The sequence below is a fragment of the Tolypothrix sp. FACHB-123 genome, from assembly GCF_014697075.1.
Classification (GTDB): Bacteria; Cyanobacteriota; Cyanobacteriia; order Cyanobacteriales; family Nostocaceae; genus Aulosira.
Genome location: NZ_JACJRE010000014.1, coordinates 37,647 through 54,523, shown reverse-complemented (window position 1 = coordinate 54,523; position 16,877 = coordinate 37,647). Strand labels below are relative to the sequence as shown.

Below are 16,877 nucleotides of genomic sequence, written 5' to 3'. Positions count from 1 at the left end.
TGCACCTAGAATTTAACCCAATACCGTTTAGTTAAGGCTAAAAACTACAACTGGCGTAGGTTGGGTTGAGGAACGAAACCCAACATCCTCAACGCTTTTTTGGGTTTCGCTATCGCTTAACCCAACCTACTTTTCGTCTTAAGTAAACCGTATTGGAATTTAACCTACTTAATATTCGCAGTTGGCTGATTGGATAAAGCAACAAGTTGATAAAGCTTTTCTTCAAACTTCTCCATACAAGCTGACCAATCAAATTCTAAAATTGAGGGGCGAGCGTTCTGGCTCATTGTGGCTTTAAGTTCGGGATTTTGCAGAATTTCAATGACTTTTTGGGCAAAATCTGCGGGGTTATTTGGTTCAGCTAAAAAGCCGTTATGTCCGGGAGTTACTTGTTCTGTGGTTGAGGGTGCAAAGGCTGCAACTACAGGGGTTCCAGAAGCTAATGCTTCGTTATTTGTGGTACAGAAGTTTTCGGTAACCGAAGGGTTAATAAAAACATCGGCTCTAGCAAACCAGCCTAACAATTCTGTACCGTGAGATTCTCCCCAAATTGTAATTCCTGATCTATATTTTTGGGCAAGGCGGCGAATTTGTTCATCTGAGGGGCCGCTACCAACAATTACTAAATGTACGTCAGGAATTTTGGCAGCAATTAGGGGGAATGCATCAATTAATTGAGTAACATTCTTTTCGGCGGTGATGCGTCCAACAAATAGTAAAGTAGGTCTGTTATCGTTGGGGATGGGATTGTAAGAAATATTGCGGGGATGGAATTTTTCGCAATCAATACCTTGATAGGGAACATATTCACTGCGCTGACATTGCAATTTTTCGTACTTAATTAACTGTTCTCTAGATGGAAATAAGTTAACAGTATAAGCATCACTAACTTGCTTCACTATTAGGGGAATAATGGGACGCAGTAAATTAAAGAAGAAACTTCCTAAGTAATATTTGATATAAGCGACGATATCTGTATGGAATACGGAGATAATAGGAATGCCTGTTTGCTTAGCGTATTTCACTCCCACAGCGCGACCGTAACCTTGCAAGAAGGCTGAGTAAACTCCTCGCATTTGGGCAGATTCTTCCACGACAATGATATCAGGTTGGAAGTTGACGAGTAATTTAGTATCGCTCCAATGTTTGTAACTTAAGGGTTGGGGGAGAGATTTGTAGAAAATCAGGGGTTCGGTGGGGAATGCATAGGAGGAAAAGTTAGGATATGTCTGTAACTCTTCTAATCCTGGCATGGGACGATTCCCTACCTGTTTGGGGTATTTATCATTAATTTCTGGGTGAATGAGAAAAACTTCATGTCCTTGCTGGAGTAACCAACGAACGCGCTGATGGACAGCGACGGAAACGCCTGTCAAAAAGGGGGCGTATAATCCGGTGAATAAGGCAATCCGGAGGGGTTGGTTTTTCATGATATAAGGATATTTTTAAGGAAACGGCTGGTTTTGAGTTGCGGATTTACGCAGGATTTGTCACGTAGAGATGCAGAGAACAGTTAAAGGGAGATTTTGCGATCGCTCGGTTGGTCTAAAATTTTGTAAGGGCGATAATCTAGGAGTTGTAGATTCCAAGGCCCTTTGATTTCATAGGTAATACCGCGCCATTTAACAGTTGGCATCCAAAAAGATGACAGCATGGCTAAACCGTAAACCCATTGGGTGAAGGGAATACCCAAGAAAATTTTGAAAATTGTGGCGGGTAAAAGTTTGCTTGGCGCTTCACCCTGACGCTGAAGTACTTGCTGTATTTCTTTTTCTAAAGTCACTAGCAGCAAGAGTAGTGCTAACATGTAGCCGCAATAGCAACTAAAGCTAAAGATAGCAGTCTGCCATTGTTGGGTGAATAAGGCAGCTAAAGCTAAAAGAGCGATCGCACTTGGCAGTAGTATGGTTAAAATCGTGTCACCAACTACAGCCAACCACCAAGGATGATACAAGCGAGAAGCGAGTAATTGCCGTTGCAGCCAGTATCTTAAGCTGGGTAAATCTGACTCTTCCCGATTCAGCATTATCAAAGAAGGAACAAATTTTACCTTATATTTGTTCTTACCCAAGACACTGCGCATCATGGTATCTTCGCCAAAAGCTTTACTCCATTTATCTACCAGTCCTGTTTGGTGCAGCACTTGAGTTTTTACCGCCAGAGTTCCACCCCAAGGAATCCCATAAAGATACATCTGCACAACTGCGGAGACGTTCCAAATGTAGCGCACTAAAGAACCGCAATATTTACCTGTAGGTAAGTACCAACGGTTACCTGTTGTCGCCCCAATGTGCGGATTGGCTAAAGGACTAACTAATTCCCGCAGCCAATTAGAATGAACTACAGTATCAGCATCTACTAAGGCAATTACTTGATAAGATTCGTCTAACTCTGACACTGCTTGCACCAAAGAACTGCATTTGAGACTACAATTTTTGCGAATGAATCTCAAAGAGCTAATTTGGACGTTAGTTGCACCTAATTCTTGAATAGTATCAATGGCAATTTTCCAAGCTGGATCTTCTTGGCGATCGACAATTAGCTTTAAATCATACTGGGGGTAGTTCTGATTTAATAAAGCACGCAAACAATTAGGTAAAAATGGATCGGCACCCCTCAAGCAAAGAACGATTGCAGTTTTAGGTAACTTCTCATCTGGTAATATTCTGCTCTGGTTAAACCGCAGATTCCACAAAAAAATCAAACTTAAAAAGACTTGAATGGCCAGCCATCCCAGTAAAATCTGAGACAGCAACACCGCCAAATCATTCATGCGTTATCACCTTTGTAATTGGGTATTGGGCATTGGGCATTGGGCATTGGGCATGGGGCATTGGGCAATTCAATTTTGGATTTTGGATTTGCGATAGCGCAGCGTAAAGCCTCCGGCATAGCTTCTCTACGAGAGGCTGCGCCAACGCTTAGAGCGAGTCCGCGAGCGTCTTTTGAATTGGGTTTGAATCTAAAATCTAAAATCTAAAATCTAAAATTCCTTGTCCCCCTGCACCCTGCACCCTGCCCCCCTGCTTCATCTCCTGCGAAAGGGCTTATACTCCTCTAGGCGCACATTCCAGGCGCTAAAAATGCGATAATTGACACCGCGCCATGTGACTGTAGTCATGCCTAAAGTAGACAATAGCCCTAACCCATAGATCCATTGAGTTAGGGGGATGCTAATTAATAATTTGAAGATTGTGGTGAAGGTAATGGGGGCGATGGGTTGCAGGCGATCGCGCGTCATTTGCTGTACGCCATGCTCTAAAATTAACATTAGCCACAGTAGTCCTACGGTATAGCTGACGTAACACCCCAATAACAAATTAAAATTTTCCCATTGTCCAATGAAGGATGCCCAGAGCAAAGACATCAACACCAAAGTAGGTATTAAAATGCTGGAAATGGTATCGCCAATAATCGCTGAAGGCTGGGGGTGATACAGTCGAGAAGAAATTAATTGACGCTGAATTTGGTTTCTTAAACTCGGTAAATCGCTTTCTTCCCGATTTACCATGAATAAGCAAGGGACAAATTTCACCCGCAGCTTATGTTTGCGTAAGACGCTACCAATTAAAATGTCTTCGCACAGGGCGAGACTCCACTTATTTAATAGTCCTGTTTGCTGAATTACTTCGGTTTTTATTGCCAAACTTCCGCCCCAAGGCATCCCAAACAGATACTTTTGGATAACTAAAGACACGTTAGCTACATAAGGTATTAAAGACCACCAATCTTTACCCTTGGGTAAGTACCAACAGCTGCCACTGGTTGCGCCTACTTTGGGATGGGCTAGGGGATTGACTAATTCCCGTAGCCAATTGGGATGAACTACAGTATGGCTATCCGCCAAAGCAACGACTTTGTAGGAATTATCTAATTCTGATACAGCTTGGACTAGGGAACTGCACTTGAGACTACAATTATTGCGGATATTGCGCAAAGGACTAATTTCAACATTAGTTGCGCCTAGCTCTTGTACAGTATCAATTGACATATTCCAAGATGGATCGTCTTGATGATCGACAACAATCTTCAGTTCATATTCAGGATAATTTTGTCGCAACAGCGCCCGTAAACATTGCTTGAGGTAAGGGTCGGCTCCACGCAGACAGAGAATTACCGCCGTTTTAGGTAACTGGTCATCTGGTAACAAGTTTTTCTGGTTGGAGTATAAAGATAGTAGAAACACTAGGGTAAGAACTACTTGAATAGCTAGCCAACCCAGCAACGAGTTACACAGAAACTTCTCCAATTCTGGCATTAACTTTAGAGCCTCCCGTTGGGCTGGGGTTTTCCCGCCCTTGACTTGATGTTATGGATCGAGGGAATATTTAACAGTGATGTTGATAGTGGTATTTTTATTTAGTGCAAAACTGGCGTCCCGGAATTTGGGTGTACCAGTTTGCACAGATACAGTAGGATTTTTGGAGATACCAAAACCTTCTGTAGGTATGCCGAAAAAGTCGCGATTGAGTTTGCGATCGCCATTTTGATCGTCCACAATAGCAACAGCGTAATTACCTGGTTTTAAGCCTGGGAACTGGTGTTTTAAACTGTTACCTGTGATTTTCTTACAAGCACTTTTTAACACATCTGTAGTGTTTAAAGGAAATGCTTTGGCTTTGTCTTGAGAGTAAACGCCGATGCAAATTTCACCTTTTTGGCTGCGGATACCATTAACTACCACAGTTAGGGTTTCTGCTGGTGCAGCTTTGACAGTGGGAATTGTGGCGATACTGGCTAAAGTAGCAACAATTAAAGCTGAGATTTTGGAGAGATTCAACATAGCTTGCTTGTCTCCTAGTTGATAATCATGTATGAAAATTTTTGCTTGTTTAAGCTTTATTTTTAAGTAGCTCGGTGTTAAAAATTATCATTATTACAAGGCAGAAGGCAGAAGGAAATATAATTCAATACAGTTCAGTTAGCGCCAAAAACATTAAGCTGTGTAGGTTGGGTTGAGGAACGAAACCCAACATTTCCAGGAGTTTGTTGGGTTTCACTTCGTTCAACCCAACCTACAATTATCCTTAACTGAACCGTATTGAAATATAATTCAGTTTTACTTTCTTACCTCTGTGTTCTCTGTGCCTCTGTGGTTCAAAAAATTATTTTTCAACCGCAGAGACGCAGAGAGCGCAGAGAGAAAGAGTAGGGTGGGCAATGCCCACTATATTATGGTTGCTACTTCATCAAATTCTGAATGTCTGTTTTCTCCAGCCATTCTTTAGTAATTCCCAAGCCTGCTTCTAGCCCAATTTTAGGACTGTAATTCAATAAATCCTGAGCTTTAGCAATCGAACAAGCGTAGGGACGAGTCATGAAATCTATCGACTCAGGCAGAATATCGGCTTTTTTGCGAAATAGCTTTTGTCCTTGAACGCGAAGTTTAAGAAATAGTTTGATTTCTTCTTTACCTAAAGACATCGGCGCAGGAGAACCGGAAATTTCTGCTAAACGAGTAAAGTACTCTTTCCATGAAGTTTGTTCGCCATCGGTAATATTAAAGATTTCCCCGTAGGTTTCTTTTTCGACAGCCAAAAAGATAGCATCAATCAAATTATCAACATATACATGATTGATAATTCCATGTTCATCGCTAGCATAAGCAAATAATTTCTGCCGCATAAAATGAACTGGACGCACTACCCAAGGGATACATCCTGGCCCGTAAACATCACCTGCACGAATGATAATTACACCAAATTCTGCGGGATTATTTAATGGTAGTAATGCTTGTTCGGCTTCGATTTTGGTTTTGCAGTAAGGGTTGGTTTCGTCGGCTAGGGGTTCAGATTCAGTGACGCGATCGCTATAATTAAACCCATAAACCAAAATACTCGAAAGATGCACAAAAGTCTTGACACCAGCGCTTTTAGCAGCTTTCGCTAAATTAATCGTTCCCTCAACATTAATCTCACGAAATTCTTTGATTGCACCAGATTCTTGAGCAATTTGGGCTGCATGTAAAACGATGTCTACACCTTGACAAGCCTTTTGCACAGTTTTAGCATCGTTAAGATTACCAACAATCACCTCAACGCCCAAAGCTTGTGCTTGCTTATCTTTAACCGCAGAATTTTGCAGTCCTTTAACCTTCATTCCCTTAGCAATAGCTAATTCAGCCGCGCGCCAGCCGATAAATTCATCAATTCCAGTAATCAGAAGAGTTTTGTTTTCCAAGTTCATAAAGCAGAGATGATTGGTGAGTTTGAAGCGGTAAGAGAACGCACACTTCGACTTCGCTCAGTGTGCGGATGATTCATGATTTAGAAAATATCAGCCGGGTCAGCGGAACGCAGTTTATTAATAGCCAGCGACCCTGAAGTCATACACATTAAAATCGCTGAAATTAGAACCAGCACAACATTATTAAAGCTCATCATAATCGGGAGCTTTGTGGCTTTCATGGCAAAATCATAAAGCATAACGGATAAAATAAATCCGGGAATAAAGCTGAAAATTGCCAATATTAAAGCTTGCTGAAAGACAACATTTAATAAATAGCTGTTGGCATAACCCATAGCTTTTAATGTTGCGTAAGCCACAAACTGAGTAGCAATGTTGCTGTAGAGAATTTGATAAACAATTACTACCCCAACCACTGATGCCATTGTCAGCATTAAGTTAAGAATAAACCCAATTGGTGTTCTCACAGCCCAATATTGTTTTTCAAAATCAATAAAACCCTGATATGTAAAAACTTGAACGTCATTAGGTAATGAATCTGCCAAATTCTTTAATACTTTATTAGGATCTGTTCCCGGCTTGAGGGTAATTACACCCACATCAATCATTTCCGCAGGGCGGGTATTGGGATTGATGCGGAGAAAAGTAGAGTCACTAACAATTAAATTACCATCTACACCAAAGGAAGGCCCCAAACTAAATAAACCTGCTACCCTAACGCGATAACCAATTAATGAATTAAAGGGGAATATTTCAACTGTTTGTTCAGTTTGTCCTTGGTCGTATCGTTCAGCAATCGGCCCGAATTCAGAACGTGAATCGCGGTCGAAGAGCATCATATCGGGAATTTTGAGTTTATCTAAATTCTCCTCAACTTCGGGAATATTTAAAACAGATCTGCCCGGATCAAACCCAATAACATAGATGGAATATTTTTCACTTGTAACTGGGTTTTTTACTTTAGCAAATTGTAAGTACATCGGGCTAACCGACTCAACACCATCAAACCCCAAAGCTTGATATAATCGAGTCCGAGAAAAGCTTTGATTTGATGTCAGAGACTTGTATTGAGAACTAACTAAAAACAAATCTCCGCGCAAACTTTGATGTACTGCGGTAGCACTAGAATAAAGTGCATCTTGGAAGCCTAGCTGAATAAACATCAGCAGCACAATAAAAGCAATCCCCGCTACAGCTACCAGAAAACGCACTTTTTGCTGGACTAGCTGTAGCCATGCTAAAGGAATTTTAAAATTCATTAGTTAGTTGTCAGTTGTCAGTTGTCAGTTGTTAGTTGTTAGTTGTTAGTTGTTAGTAGGGGCGGGTTTATTAAGATCATCATTGATCGGCGAAGATATCCGTGAACCCGCCCGTACAGTTGTCAGTTGCCCAATGCCCAATGCCCAATGCCCATCAAATATTAATCGCCACATCAACTTGCAGGTTGGTGAGTCGTGATACCTTGGCGCTATCTGCTGGATCATCTATGCAGATTCTGACTTCGACAATTTTGCGGTCGGTGTCTGCACCGGGGTTGAGGCTGAAGATGCTTTGTTTATCAACTTGCCAACCTACTTCTTCCACAGTTCCCTTTAATTTACCCACAATTGCGGGGCTGGTAATGGTCACTTTTTGACCTTTACGCACTTTTTGAATATCAGTTTGGTAAACTTCTGCGACTACATACATCTGCGAGATATTACCTATCTCCGCAAAGCCAGAAGTTGCAATTACTTCGCCTGTTCTCGCGTGAATTTTTAAAATTGTACCGTCAATGGGCGATTTAATGTAAGTTAAATCTTGGTCGGCTTTGGCTTGTTTAACAGCGGTTTGGGCGCTTTTAACTTCTGTTTGCGCTAATTCAACATCTACAGGACGTACTTCTTTAACGCTGTTGAGTTGGGATTTTGCTTGCTGAATTTGGCTTTGGGCTGTGTCTTTAGTACGCTTTAAGCTGGCTTCGGCTTCTTCCAGTTGCTGTTGTGTGGTTTTGAGTTGCAGGGCTTTGCTATCGGCTACGGAAGCGGCGATCGCACCTTGCTTGTACAATTTTTGATAGCGATCGTTCTCAGTTTTCGCATTTTCTACTTGAGCCTGAATCCGGGCAATTGTGGCTTCTTGCGCCGCTACATCGCCTTTTAACTGAGATTCTAAGCGTACAATCGCTGCTTTTTGCGCGTCAATATCTCCGGTTTTTGCACCAGCTTTTACCTGGGCTAATTGGGCTTTAGCAACTTGCAGTTTATCTAAAGCTTGTTGCAAAGCAGCCGTCGCCCGGTTGTAATCTTCTAGGTAAGCTAAAATTTGTCCAGCTTGTACCTTATCTCCTTCCTTAATCAAGAGTTTTTCAACTCGCACACCGTTAATCGAATTAGGTGCAGATAAATAAGTAATTTCGCCTTCCGGTTGTAACCGTCCTAAAGCGGTGATCGCAACTTTTGCAGGCGCAACCTTTTGTGGTGTTTCTGTTGGGCGAGTGTAAAAATTAGAGCGATAGAATAATCTTGATAAAGCGAAAAAAGACGCTAGCCCAGCAGCAACAACTACAGAAACTCCTAAAACTATTTGCCACTTTTGTACAGGCTGTTTGAATAATGGGCTTTCTTTGTTTACTGCCATATTTTTATTCCGATTGTGCTTACCAGGGATAAGTTAAAAATTTGTCATTCTTGATGCGTAGTTACCAGAGATTGACAGAATGACTAGAATTAAATTACTGACATGCTACTTGTAGTTCAGAAATCAAGTAGAAATCCTATATATGAATTGCTGAGAGGCGACTTATCCAATTGCTTTTGGTTAAATAAATGGCAAGAATGAATTGTGAAATCATACTCTGTAAATAAACCACCTCTATCAGGTAATTTCACGCTTCAATCTTCATTTAGCTGATTTAAATAGGATAAGCCCGATTAGTTGTATGTGATTTATTACTCTTTGTTAGCCCTAAGAAATGATTATTTACAAGGCTCCAATTAAGCTGATGCTACTAATCAAAATCCTGAGTTTTATTACCTACATTGGTTGGAATTAGGTACTCTAAGAAGTTAGTAACATTTGCAATATAAAAATCTCCAAAAAAATGCAGCGTGAAGCTAAATAACTGATAATACAAAGATAAAGCTTTGTTAAAGTATTGCAAAAACCCCTTATCTTGTCAATCAGTTTTTATTCTTCAAATTTGTACTTGAATGTCCATAATTTCTGCCGGAAAATGCTGAGAAAATAGGAAATATATACTAAGTAATTTTCCTCGATTAATTCTCAAATATTATGGTCAATCAACTGACTCTACTATTATCAATGAATAAGTATGAAGTCATTTGTGTACCATAAGACATTATTGAAAAATGGGCATTGGGCATTGGGCATTGGTGTATAGGAGGCAGAGGGAGAAATGGAAGAGATACAGGGATTTAGGGATGAGAAGTCGATGCAACTCCATTACACAGGACTGATACAAAAGTCCCCAAAATTTTTAATTTATTCAACCACGAAGAACGCATTAGACGCAAAGCGGCTTCCCATAGGGTAGAACGCCAAGAATTTGATATTTTGGATGGAAATATTTTCAATGCCCCATGCCCCATGCCCCTTGACTGTTGATATGTTAATGCTATGGTTGGTGTTTTAACTGGCTGCACTGAACTACAGTAATTATGCCTATTGTGCCCATAAATCAAATTCTCGTTGGTTGTAACCGCCGTCCGATTAAGGGTGACAAGGTTGATGAGTTGAAGGAATCAATTAGGGCTAATGGTCTGTTAAACCCGATTACGGTGGATCAAAAGCTAAATTTGATTGCAGGATTGCATCGGTTGACGGCTTGTAAGCTGTTGGGGTTGGATGCGATCGCGTGTAATATTGTGACTTACCAATATGCAGAACAGGCGCGTTTGGCGGAAATTGACGAGAATTTAATCCGCAATGAGCTAGAACCGCTAGAGCGTTCGGAGTTATGGTTAGAACGCGATCGCATTTTAGAACGCATGGGACTGCGAGCAAAGGTAGGAGATAATCAACATACCCTCAAAGCTGGTGAAATGATTTCACCACCTCTCAAACGAACTGTGGAGTTAGCTAAGGAAGCAGGTTATTCTGAGCGCACTTTTCAGCATGGAAAGCAGATAGCCAAGGGAATTCACCCTGATGTCAAACAAATGATTAAGGGAACTGCGATCGCGGAAAGTCCCACAGCATTATTAAAAATAGCTAGAGCTGGAAGTCAAGAACGCGCTGTAGCGGAAGCTGCACAACAAGCTGGAGAATTAGCTCAAGCGCAAGGAAATATTAAAGAAGTTGAGCTTCAAGCTAAATTGCTGGCTGAGGCTCAAAATAAGCAAAAAGAATTACAGATTTTAGCCTACAACAGTGCTTTAGCAGAGAAAAAAGCTAAGTTACTGCAAAAGAAAAGCCAGAGTCAGCCAGAGAAATCCGGGGAATTTAACCCAGTCCTCAAGGTGACAGTGGGCGACGAATGGATACTAGGGCGGCATTTAGTATATTGTGGGGATACGGCAGAGCAAGACTTTCTGAACTTGCTACCCTCAGATGCAGCATTAGCGATCGCTACTGTGTCCCCTACTTGGAATCATAATTACTTGGTGGGAGAAGCGCGGGTTGTGGCGGTATTGCGATCGCAAGGGCAAATTTACGAATTTTACAAGCGTAATCAAATGCCTTTTCAGTATGAATTAATATTAGGAAATATCTACGTAGGGATTTTTTCACATCAGTCTTTATCCCAGCCACAAACAGCAATTAATATTGAAGGTGTAGAAGGAATTGTTAATTACTTAATTAATTTATATACCAGTCCCAATAATTTTGTGATTGCGCCATTTATGGGTAATGGTGAAGTTCTCATTGCTTGCGATCGCATGGGGCGAATTTGTTTTACTGGCGATGAAAATGAGGAGTTGATTAGCCGAGGAATTGGGCGTTGGGAGAAGTGGACAGGAAAGCGAGGTCAGAAAATTGCATCATAAAGGACGCTGAAACAGCAGCAGTTTTCAGCTATTTCAAAAGCATCTATCATAATAGCCTAGCATTGCTCAGTTTCCCTTCTCCCTCAGGGAGAAGGGGTTAGGGGATGAGGGCTTGAGCAATTGTATATAGAACTGACTCGATATCATTAAATATTTGCTCATTACTAAAGCGAATAACAGTAAATTGATGAGATAGTAACCAGTTTTCTCTAATATAATCTTCAGTTTGCTGACTTGCATGAATACTACCATCTACCTCGATAATTAGTAATTTTTCATGACAATAAAAATCAACAATATATCTATCAATATTATGTTGTCTGCGAAATTTTTTATTTAATAAACGTCGATTTCTTAAACATTCCCACAATATTTTTTCTGCTGGTGTTTGTTGTTTTCTTAATTCGCGAGCGCGTTCTAATAATACATCGGGAATTTGTCGGTTGCTACCTGCTAATTTCGCAATTTCTGCCCTCACCCCTAGCCCCTCTCCCTCAGGGAGAGGGGGATAAGAGTGATTTTTATATTTTTGTTGATTCTCTTGTTCTTGTTCTTTTTCTTTACTCCCTCTCCCTCTGGGAGAGGGTAGGGGTGAGGGTTCATATTCCATATGAAAATCAACTCATCTTATCCTTGACTAACCTTATTGCCAAGCTTTTAGGGATAGGGGTTTAACCCTTCATTAACTAACCAACAGTCTCATTTTATTCGCTAATAGTCTCAGTTTTACTATTATTATCTGATGCTTGTTGGGCAACATTTTTCCGGCGGCTCGACCTCATTTTGCGGACGCGATCGCTTTCTCTGACACCACCTGCTGTTTCATATTGAGCGCTATCTGTGCCATACTTAATAGCAATTAGCATCAGCATCTTTTGAGAAAGTTTAGCCAGATTTTTTTCCATTTTTTCAACTTCAGTTAAAGAAGAATCAGCCAAAGATAGAGCGTTATTATGAATCTCAAGTTTATTACGTAACTGTTCTATGGACTCCAGCATTTTTTCCAGACTATAATCTTTATCCAGTTTCAGATTTGGATCGACCAATTTCATCCCGGCTGCTCTTGACTCAACTTTTTCTAAAACGCTGGATTTACGTTTTTTCCGACTCATAAATGTACCCTGTTCAAATATTTCCAAACATAGCTTGCCTTAATTAAATCGAAATGTGGTTCAGTATAAATAGCAATTTTTAAACGGACAATTTTCAGCTAATATTCGGTAATATTTCGGTGTCTAATTAAGTAAGTCGGTGAGAAAAATTCAATGTATATGAAGGCGTAGGTTGGGTTGAGGCTTTGCGAAACCCAACGCCCTTGTTAATGTTGGGTTACCCTTCTCCTGCGGAGACGCTTCGCGAACGGGAAGCCGCTCCGCGTCTACGTTCCTCAACCCAACCTAACATCTATGGAGTTGAAGAAAGCCACTATTGAGTTGAGGAAAGCCGCTATTGAGTTGAGAATAGCCACTATTGAGTTGAGAATAGCCACTATTGAGTTGAGCAAAGCCACTATTGAGTTGAGCAAAGCCACTATTGAGTTAAGGAAAGCCACTATTGAGTTGAGAATAGCCACTATTGAGTTAAGGAAAGCCACTATTGAGTTGAGCAAAGCCACTATTGAGTTGAGAATAGCCGCTATTGAGTTGAGCAAAGCCACTATTGAGTTGAGGATAGTGGCTTTTGTTGTTAGTTAGTGAGTTTGCGATCGCCATCAATATTCTCAGATGTAATTAACATTATCGTAGGGGCGGGGTTTCCCCGCCCTTATGCGACATTCTCAAAACAAACGCGATCGCCTAGCATTTTTACGGAATTTAGGCTAAAAAGTTTGTATTATCTCAAATAACCTTCCACGCCCAAACCGCCAGCTATGGAATTAAATCTCCGCTTCCCAGAGAATCATCAAGTCATTGTAACATTTGATGGGCAAGACACTGAGAGGCTGGATTTTGCCTCACCGTTGAGTGCAGCAGACAGAGAAGAGATTCGCTGGTACTTAGAAAAGTATGCGGCACGTTACACAATGGATGTAGACGATAAACAGGCAGAAGGGATAGCAAAAAAATTCCGGCAATGGGGCGAAGATTTATTTAATGCTGTTTTTCAACATCGGGCTGCTCAACGGCTGTTTAATTATTTTCAAGATGAAAATCAACCAGGACGCTTATTAACAATCAGCGCCAGTCATCCAGCAATTTTATCGCTGCCTTGGGAATTGTTATGCGACCCAGAAGGTACTTATTTATTTCACGAAAATCCCCGCATTTCAATTCGTCGCCGCTTGGCTGGTGCAGGGGGTGGACGCAGACCGTTTAAAGTGCAAGTCAAAGACCGTTTGCGGTTATTGTTTGTCGTCAGTCGTCCCAGTGATGAGAGATTTATTGACCCCCGTGGTGAAGCAATGGCAGTTTTGAACGCCATTCAACAAGCAGCAGCCGGAAGAGTTGAAGTAGAGTTTTTGCGTCCAGCCACCTTGGATAATTTAGTAGCGCGGCTAGAAGACTCGCGCCAACCCCCTGTAGATATTGTGCATTTTGACGGTCATGGGGTATTTGATTTAGATGGGCGTTATCAAAAACAGGCTAAACATAGCGACCCGGTGGGACTAACTAAAGGCGGGAATGAGAACGGCGGCAATATAGGTTATTTGTTATTTGAGGATAAAGAAGGGAAAAAAGCCCTGATTACTGCCGAAACCTTGGGTGATATGCTGAATCGGCAAAAAGTGGGGTTAATTGTCTTGTCTGCCTGTCAGTCGGCGGCGATGGGTGGGGAAGATGGAGAGGATGCAATGGGTAGTGTAGCCGCTAGGTTAACCCATGCAGGTATTCCCACAGTCTTGGCAATGACTTATTCGGTATTAGTGACAACTACCCAACAACTATTTGCTAAATTTTATCAGGGTTTAGTATCTGGTGCTGGTATGGGTGAAGCATTAGATAATGCGCGGCGAGACTTGTATCTCAACCAACAACGGGGAGAACGGCAACGGGGTGAGAAACGGGTGCAGTTAAAATTGCAAGATTGGTTTTTACCTGCCTTGTATCAAGCGGCTGGGGATACCCCATTATTGCAGCAGCAAAACTTGAACAACCAAGAAAGCGGCGAGTCACCAAAATGGGGAAACTTGCCGGATTTACAAGAAGCTGGATTCTTCGGTCGTAGCCCGGAATTATGGCAGATAGAACGGTGCTTTGTCCAGGGAACGCGCCGCCTCACAGTATCGGGTTTTGGTGGACAGGGAAAAACTTATCTTGTCCAGGAAGCAGGACGCTGGTTACACCGCACGGGGATGTTTGAGAAAGTTTGTTTTGTAAATTATGCTGCTTTTGGTGGTGTGGATGCTGTAGGCTGGGCAGTTAGCACCCTGGCGACAGTGTTAGACGAGAGTTTAATTGATGGGGCGGCGGCAACTCAGGCGTTGCGTAAGCAAGCCACATTACTGATTTTAGATAACTTAGAAACCTTGCCAGCCGAACCGCTACGGGAACTGTTAACCGTGGCAAAACAGTGGTCTGAGGTTGGGGAATGTCGGGTATTACTCACCACTCGCACCCCAGATTTTCACCATCCTGACTATCCCACAGAAAGCAGCCGCAAACATATCTCCTTATCTTTGCGAGGTTTGGGACAAGAAGATGCCCTAGCGTATTTCCAGAGTTTGATTAAACTGACGCAAGCACCCAAATTTGATCCACCTCAACGGGGCGTATTATTGGAATTATTTAAACTGGTGGATTTTCATCCCCTGTCCATTGGTTTGTTAGCGAAACAGTTGAAAACCCGCCGTCCAGCAGAGTTGGGACAACGCTTAGAAGCGTTGATTGCCCAAATACCAGATAATCCCCTGTTGGCATCATTGAATTTATCTTTAGAACGGTTGGACGCTGAAGCCATGCAGTTGTTGCCTCGCTTAGGCGTGTTTCAGGGCGGGGCATTTGAATCTCACTTACTAGAGATTACAGAAATTTCTGAGTCACAGTGGCAAACTTTGCGCCCAGCATTAGAAGCCACTGGTTTAATTCAGCCTGAATATCTGCCTGATGTAGATTCGCCTTTTATCAAATTTCACCCCACCTTAGCCCCTGCCTTGTGGCCGCGTTTATCCCCAGAAGCACAGACAGAACTGCTTGCCCGTTATCAAGAGTGGTATTATCAAGTTTCTGACTATTTGTATTTTGAAGATAGCAAAAATCCTCATGGAGTTCGTGCCATTGCTCAACGGGAATTACCGAATTTACTTTATGCAGTTGATGGCGCGTTGAATGCAGGTGCAGAATGGGCAGTAGACTTTGTTAATAAAGTAAACTTGTTTCTTGGCTACTTTGGACTTAACCGCGATCGCACTAGGCTAAATCAACGGATTGCTCAGTTGGCTGGGGAAGTAGGTTCTGATACATGGTATCTCAGCCGTATTAATTCAGGCGAGCAATTATACAATGCAGGTCGCTATCAACAAGCAGCGCAGGTGTTTAGTGAGATACTGGCAGAGTTGGGCGAGCAACCAAGTTATGAACGCTGTGTTACTTTGCTTAGGCTGGGGCGGTGCTTTTCATATCAAAGACAAACAGCACAAGCAGCACAAATCTACCGCCAGGGGTTGGCAGTGGCGCAGCAGTTGGAACAGTCTGATGCTGAAAAGCAACTGATGGCAACTTTGCAGACTGACTTGGCAGATGCGCTGATGCTTATGGGAGATTATGGTAAGGCACGCATTGCTTATGAAGCAGGATTAGCCATTGCCAAAGAAGTTGGCAACCTGAATGGGGCTGCGGTATCAAATATTCAACTCGGCACACTAGCTATGCAGCAAGGCAACCTCCCAGAAGCAGAACAGCGTTACCTTGAAGCACTAACTACTTTCCAGCAACTCAACCAACCAGCATCAGAAGCCACGGCTTGGCATCTACTGGGTAGGGTTTACGAAGAAGGCAAGCAGTGGGGCGCTGCGGAAGATGCCTACCGAACATCAGCACAAATTCAAGAATCTCTAGGAAATCTGGCAGATGCAGCAAGTACTTGGCAACAATTAGGCAACCTCAATGCACTTGTTGGCAAACCGGGAGAGGCAGAGGCTTGGTTTCGTAAGGCTTTGGAGCAATATCAAAAATTAGAAAATCAAGCAAATGCATCTCTAATATTAAATAACCTCGCTAACCTACTACAAAATCAACCCCACCACCTCAGCGAAGCCCGACAATTGGCAGAAGAAGCTTTAGCCATCAAGAAAACCTTAGACCCGGCTGCGGTTGCTATTTGGACAACCTATGACATCTTGGCAGATATTGCCGACAAGCAGGGCGACACCACCCAAGCTAAAGAATATCGTCACCAAGCAAGGCAAGCAAAAGCGGCGTTTCCGGGGACACAGTATAAGTTGCGGAAATATGGGCAGTTGATTGTACGGGTAGTAGCTGCTGTGGATAATGCAGAAATCAGGGAACAGCTAGAAATTGAGATGGAGAATGCCCCAGAAGTTTTGCTAAATCTCGTTGCTGCCATCCGTCGTATCTTAGCCGGCGAGCGAGATGAGAATATACTGTGCGAGCCGTTAGGTTCGGAAGAGTTTATGATTATCTCCGCTATCCTGCGGGGTATTGCTGACCCTCAATCCCTTGCAGCGTTATTAAATAATTCGTAATTCGTAATTCGCCGTAAATGTAGGGTGTGTTGTCGCGCAGCGCAACGCACCGCCAAAAATCT

At 42.3% G+C, this 16,877-nt stretch carries 13 protein-coding genes and 1 pseudogene; 2 read left to right on the top strand and 12 right to left on the bottom strand.

What is annotated here, in order from left to right; genetic code table 11:
• Positions 1–164: 164 nt before the first annotated feature.
• The 8 genes from H6G41_RS11935 to H6G41_RS11905 form a co-directional block, all read right to left on the bottom strand.
• The gene (locus tag H6G41_RS11935; RefSeq protein WP_190746407.1) at positions 165–1,430 is read right to left on the bottom strand and encodes a glycosyltransferase; all 1,266 of its coding nucleotides are present in this window, start codon (positions 1,428–1,430) and stop codon (positions 165–167) included.
• A gap of 83 nt (positions 1,431–1,513) precedes the next feature.
• Positions 1,514–2,773: a glycosyltransferase family 2 protein gene (locus H6G41_RS11930; protein WP_190746406.1), complete on the bottom strand. Its 1,260-nt coding sequence runs from the start codon at positions 2,771–2,773 to the stop codon at positions 1,514–1,516.
• The gene (locus tag H6G41_RS35740) at positions 2,770–2,892 is read right to left on the bottom strand and encodes a hypothetical protein (RefSeq protein ID WP_277878106.1); all 123 of its coding nucleotides are present in this window, start codon (positions 2,890–2,892) and stop codon (positions 2,770–2,772) included. The genes H6G41_RS11930 and H6G41_RS35740 overlap by 4 nt, the downstream gene beginning before the upstream one ends.
• 136 nt (positions 2,893–3,028) lie before the next feature.
• Positions 3,029–4,258, bottom strand: coding sequence for a glycosyltransferase family 2 protein (locus H6G41_RS11925; protein ID WP_190746405.1), 1,230 nt, complete (start codon positions 4,256–4,258; stop codon positions 3,029–3,031).
• Positions 4,259–4,309: 51 nt separating this feature from the next.
• Positions 4,310–4,783, bottom strand: coding sequence for a DUF2141 domain-containing protein (locus tag H6G41_RS11920; protein WP_190746404.1), 474 nt, complete (start codon positions 4,781–4,783; stop codon positions 4,310–4,312).
• Between the two features lie 398 nt (positions 4,784–5,181).
• Positions 5,182–6,186, bottom strand: coding sequence for an NAD(P)-dependent oxidoreductase (locus H6G41_RS11915; protein ID WP_190746403.1), 1,005 nt, complete (start codon positions 6,184–6,186; stop codon positions 5,182–5,184).
• An 80-nt stretch (positions 6,187–6,266) separates the two neighbouring features.
• On the bottom strand, positions 6,267–7,445 hold the full coding sequence (gene devC / locus H6G41_RS11910; protein ID WP_190746402.1) for an ABC transporter permease DevC: 1,179 nt from the start codon (positions 7,443–7,445) through the stop codon (positions 6,267–6,269).
• A 154-nt stretch (positions 7,446–7,599) separates the two neighbouring features.
• Positions 7,600–8,805: an ABC exporter membrane fusion protein gene (locus tag H6G41_RS11905; RefSeq protein ID WP_190746401.1), complete on the bottom strand. Its 1,206-nt coding sequence runs from the start codon at positions 8,803–8,805 to the stop codon at positions 7,600–7,602.
• Positions 8,806–9,845: 1,040 nt separating this feature from the next.
• Here H6G41_RS11905 and H6G41_RS11900 point away from each other — a divergent pair.
• On the top strand, positions 9,846–11,174 hold the full coding sequence (locus H6G41_RS11900; RefSeq protein ID WP_190746400.1) for a ParB N-terminal domain-containing protein: 1,329 nt from the start codon (positions 9,846–9,848) through the stop codon (positions 11,172–11,174).
• A 97-nt stretch (positions 11,175–11,271) separates the two neighbouring features.
• On the opposite strand, the gene H6G41_RS11895 is transcribed toward H6G41_RS11900, so the two are convergent.
• The 4 genes and pseudogenes from H6G41_RS11895 to H6G41_RS36185 all read right to left on the bottom strand — a co-directional run bounded on the left by H6G41_RS11895 (position 11,272) and on the right by H6G41_RS36185 (position 12,886).
• Entirely contained in the window at positions 11,272–11,784 is a 513-nt protein-coding gene (locus tag H6G41_RS11895) for an endonuclease domain-containing protein (RefSeq protein ID WP_199316134.1), read from the bottom strand.
• A 94-nt stretch (positions 11,785–11,878) separates the two neighbouring features.
• A complete protein-coding gene (locus H6G41_RS11890) occupies positions 11,879–12,286 on the bottom strand; it encodes a hypothetical protein (RefSeq protein WP_190746399.1) in 408 nt (135 codons plus the stop codon).
• A gap of 285 nt (positions 12,287–12,571) precedes the next feature.
• Positions 12,572–12,679, bottom strand: a pseudogene (locus H6G41_RS36190) (hypothetical protein); the annotation flags it as partial.
• 75 nt (positions 12,680–12,754) lie between these two features.
• Complete coding sequence (locus tag H6G41_RS36185) at positions 12,755–12,886, bottom strand: hypothetical protein (RefSeq protein WP_190746398.1); 132 nt, start codon at positions 12,884–12,886, stop codon at positions 12,755–12,757.
• Between the two features lie 158 nt (positions 12,887–13,044).
• Between H6G41_RS36185 and H6G41_RS11875 the strand changes: the two genes are divergently transcribed.
• The gene (locus H6G41_RS11875) at positions 13,045–16,815 is read left to right on the top strand and encodes a CHAT domain-containing protein (RefSeq protein WP_190746397.1); all 3,771 of its coding nucleotides are present in this window, start codon (positions 13,045–13,047) and stop codon (positions 16,813–16,815) included.
• The last annotated feature ends 62 nt before the right edge of the window (positions 16,816–16,877 follow it).

Bases quoted from the DNA above. Each gene is read 5' to 3' on its own strand.
- H6G41_RS35740 (WP_277878106.1), bottom strand. From the start codon at position 2,892: ATGCCGGAGGCTTTACGCTGCGCTATCGCAAATCCAAAATCCAAAATT.
- H6G41_RS11935 (WP_190746407.1), bottom strand. From the start codon at position 1,430: ATGAAAAACCAACCCCTCCGGATTGCCTTATTCACCGGATTATACGCC.
- H6G41_RS11925 (WP_190746405.1), bottom strand. From the start codon at position 4,258: ATGCCAGAATTGGAGAAGTTTCTGTGTAACTCGTTGCTGGGTTGGCTA.
- H6G41_RS36185 (WP_190746398.1), bottom strand. From the start codon at position 12,886: ATGGCGATCGCAAACTCACTAACTAACAACAAAAGCCACTATCCTCAA.
- H6G41_RS11930 (WP_190746406.1), bottom strand. From the start codon at position 2,773: ATGAATGATTTGGCGGTGTTGCTGTCTCAGATTTTACTGGGATGGCTG.
- H6G41_RS11920 (WP_190746404.1), bottom strand. From the start codon at position 4,783: ATGTTGAATCTCTCCAAAATCTCAGCTTTAATTGTTGCTACTTTAGCC.
- H6G41_RS11905 (WP_190746401.1), bottom strand. From the start codon at position 8,805: ATGGCAGTAAACAAAGAAAGCCCATTATTCAAACAGCCTGTACAAAAG.
- H6G41_RS11915 (WP_190746403.1), bottom strand. From the start codon at position 6,186: ATGAACTTGGAAAACAAAACTCTTCTGATTACTGGAATTGATGAATTT.
- devC (WP_190746402.1), bottom strand. From the start codon at position 7,445: ATGAATTTTAAAATTCCTTTAGCATGGCTACAGCTAGTCCAGCAAAAA.
- H6G41_RS11875 (WP_190746397.1), top strand. From the start codon at position 13,045: ATGGAATTAAATCTCCGCTTCCCAGAGAATCATCAAGTCATTGTAACA.
- H6G41_RS11895 (WP_199316134.1), bottom strand. From the start codon at position 11,784: ATGGAATATGAACCCTCACCCCTACCCTCTCCCAGAGGGAGAGGGAGT.
- H6G41_RS11900 (WP_190746400.1), top strand. From the start codon at position 9,846: ATGCCTATTGTGCCCATAAATCAAATTCTCGTTGGTTGTAACCGCCGT.
- H6G41_RS11890 (WP_190746399.1), bottom strand. From the start codon at position 12,286: ATGAGTCGGAAAAAACGTAAATCCAGCGTTTTAGAAAAAGTTGAGTCA.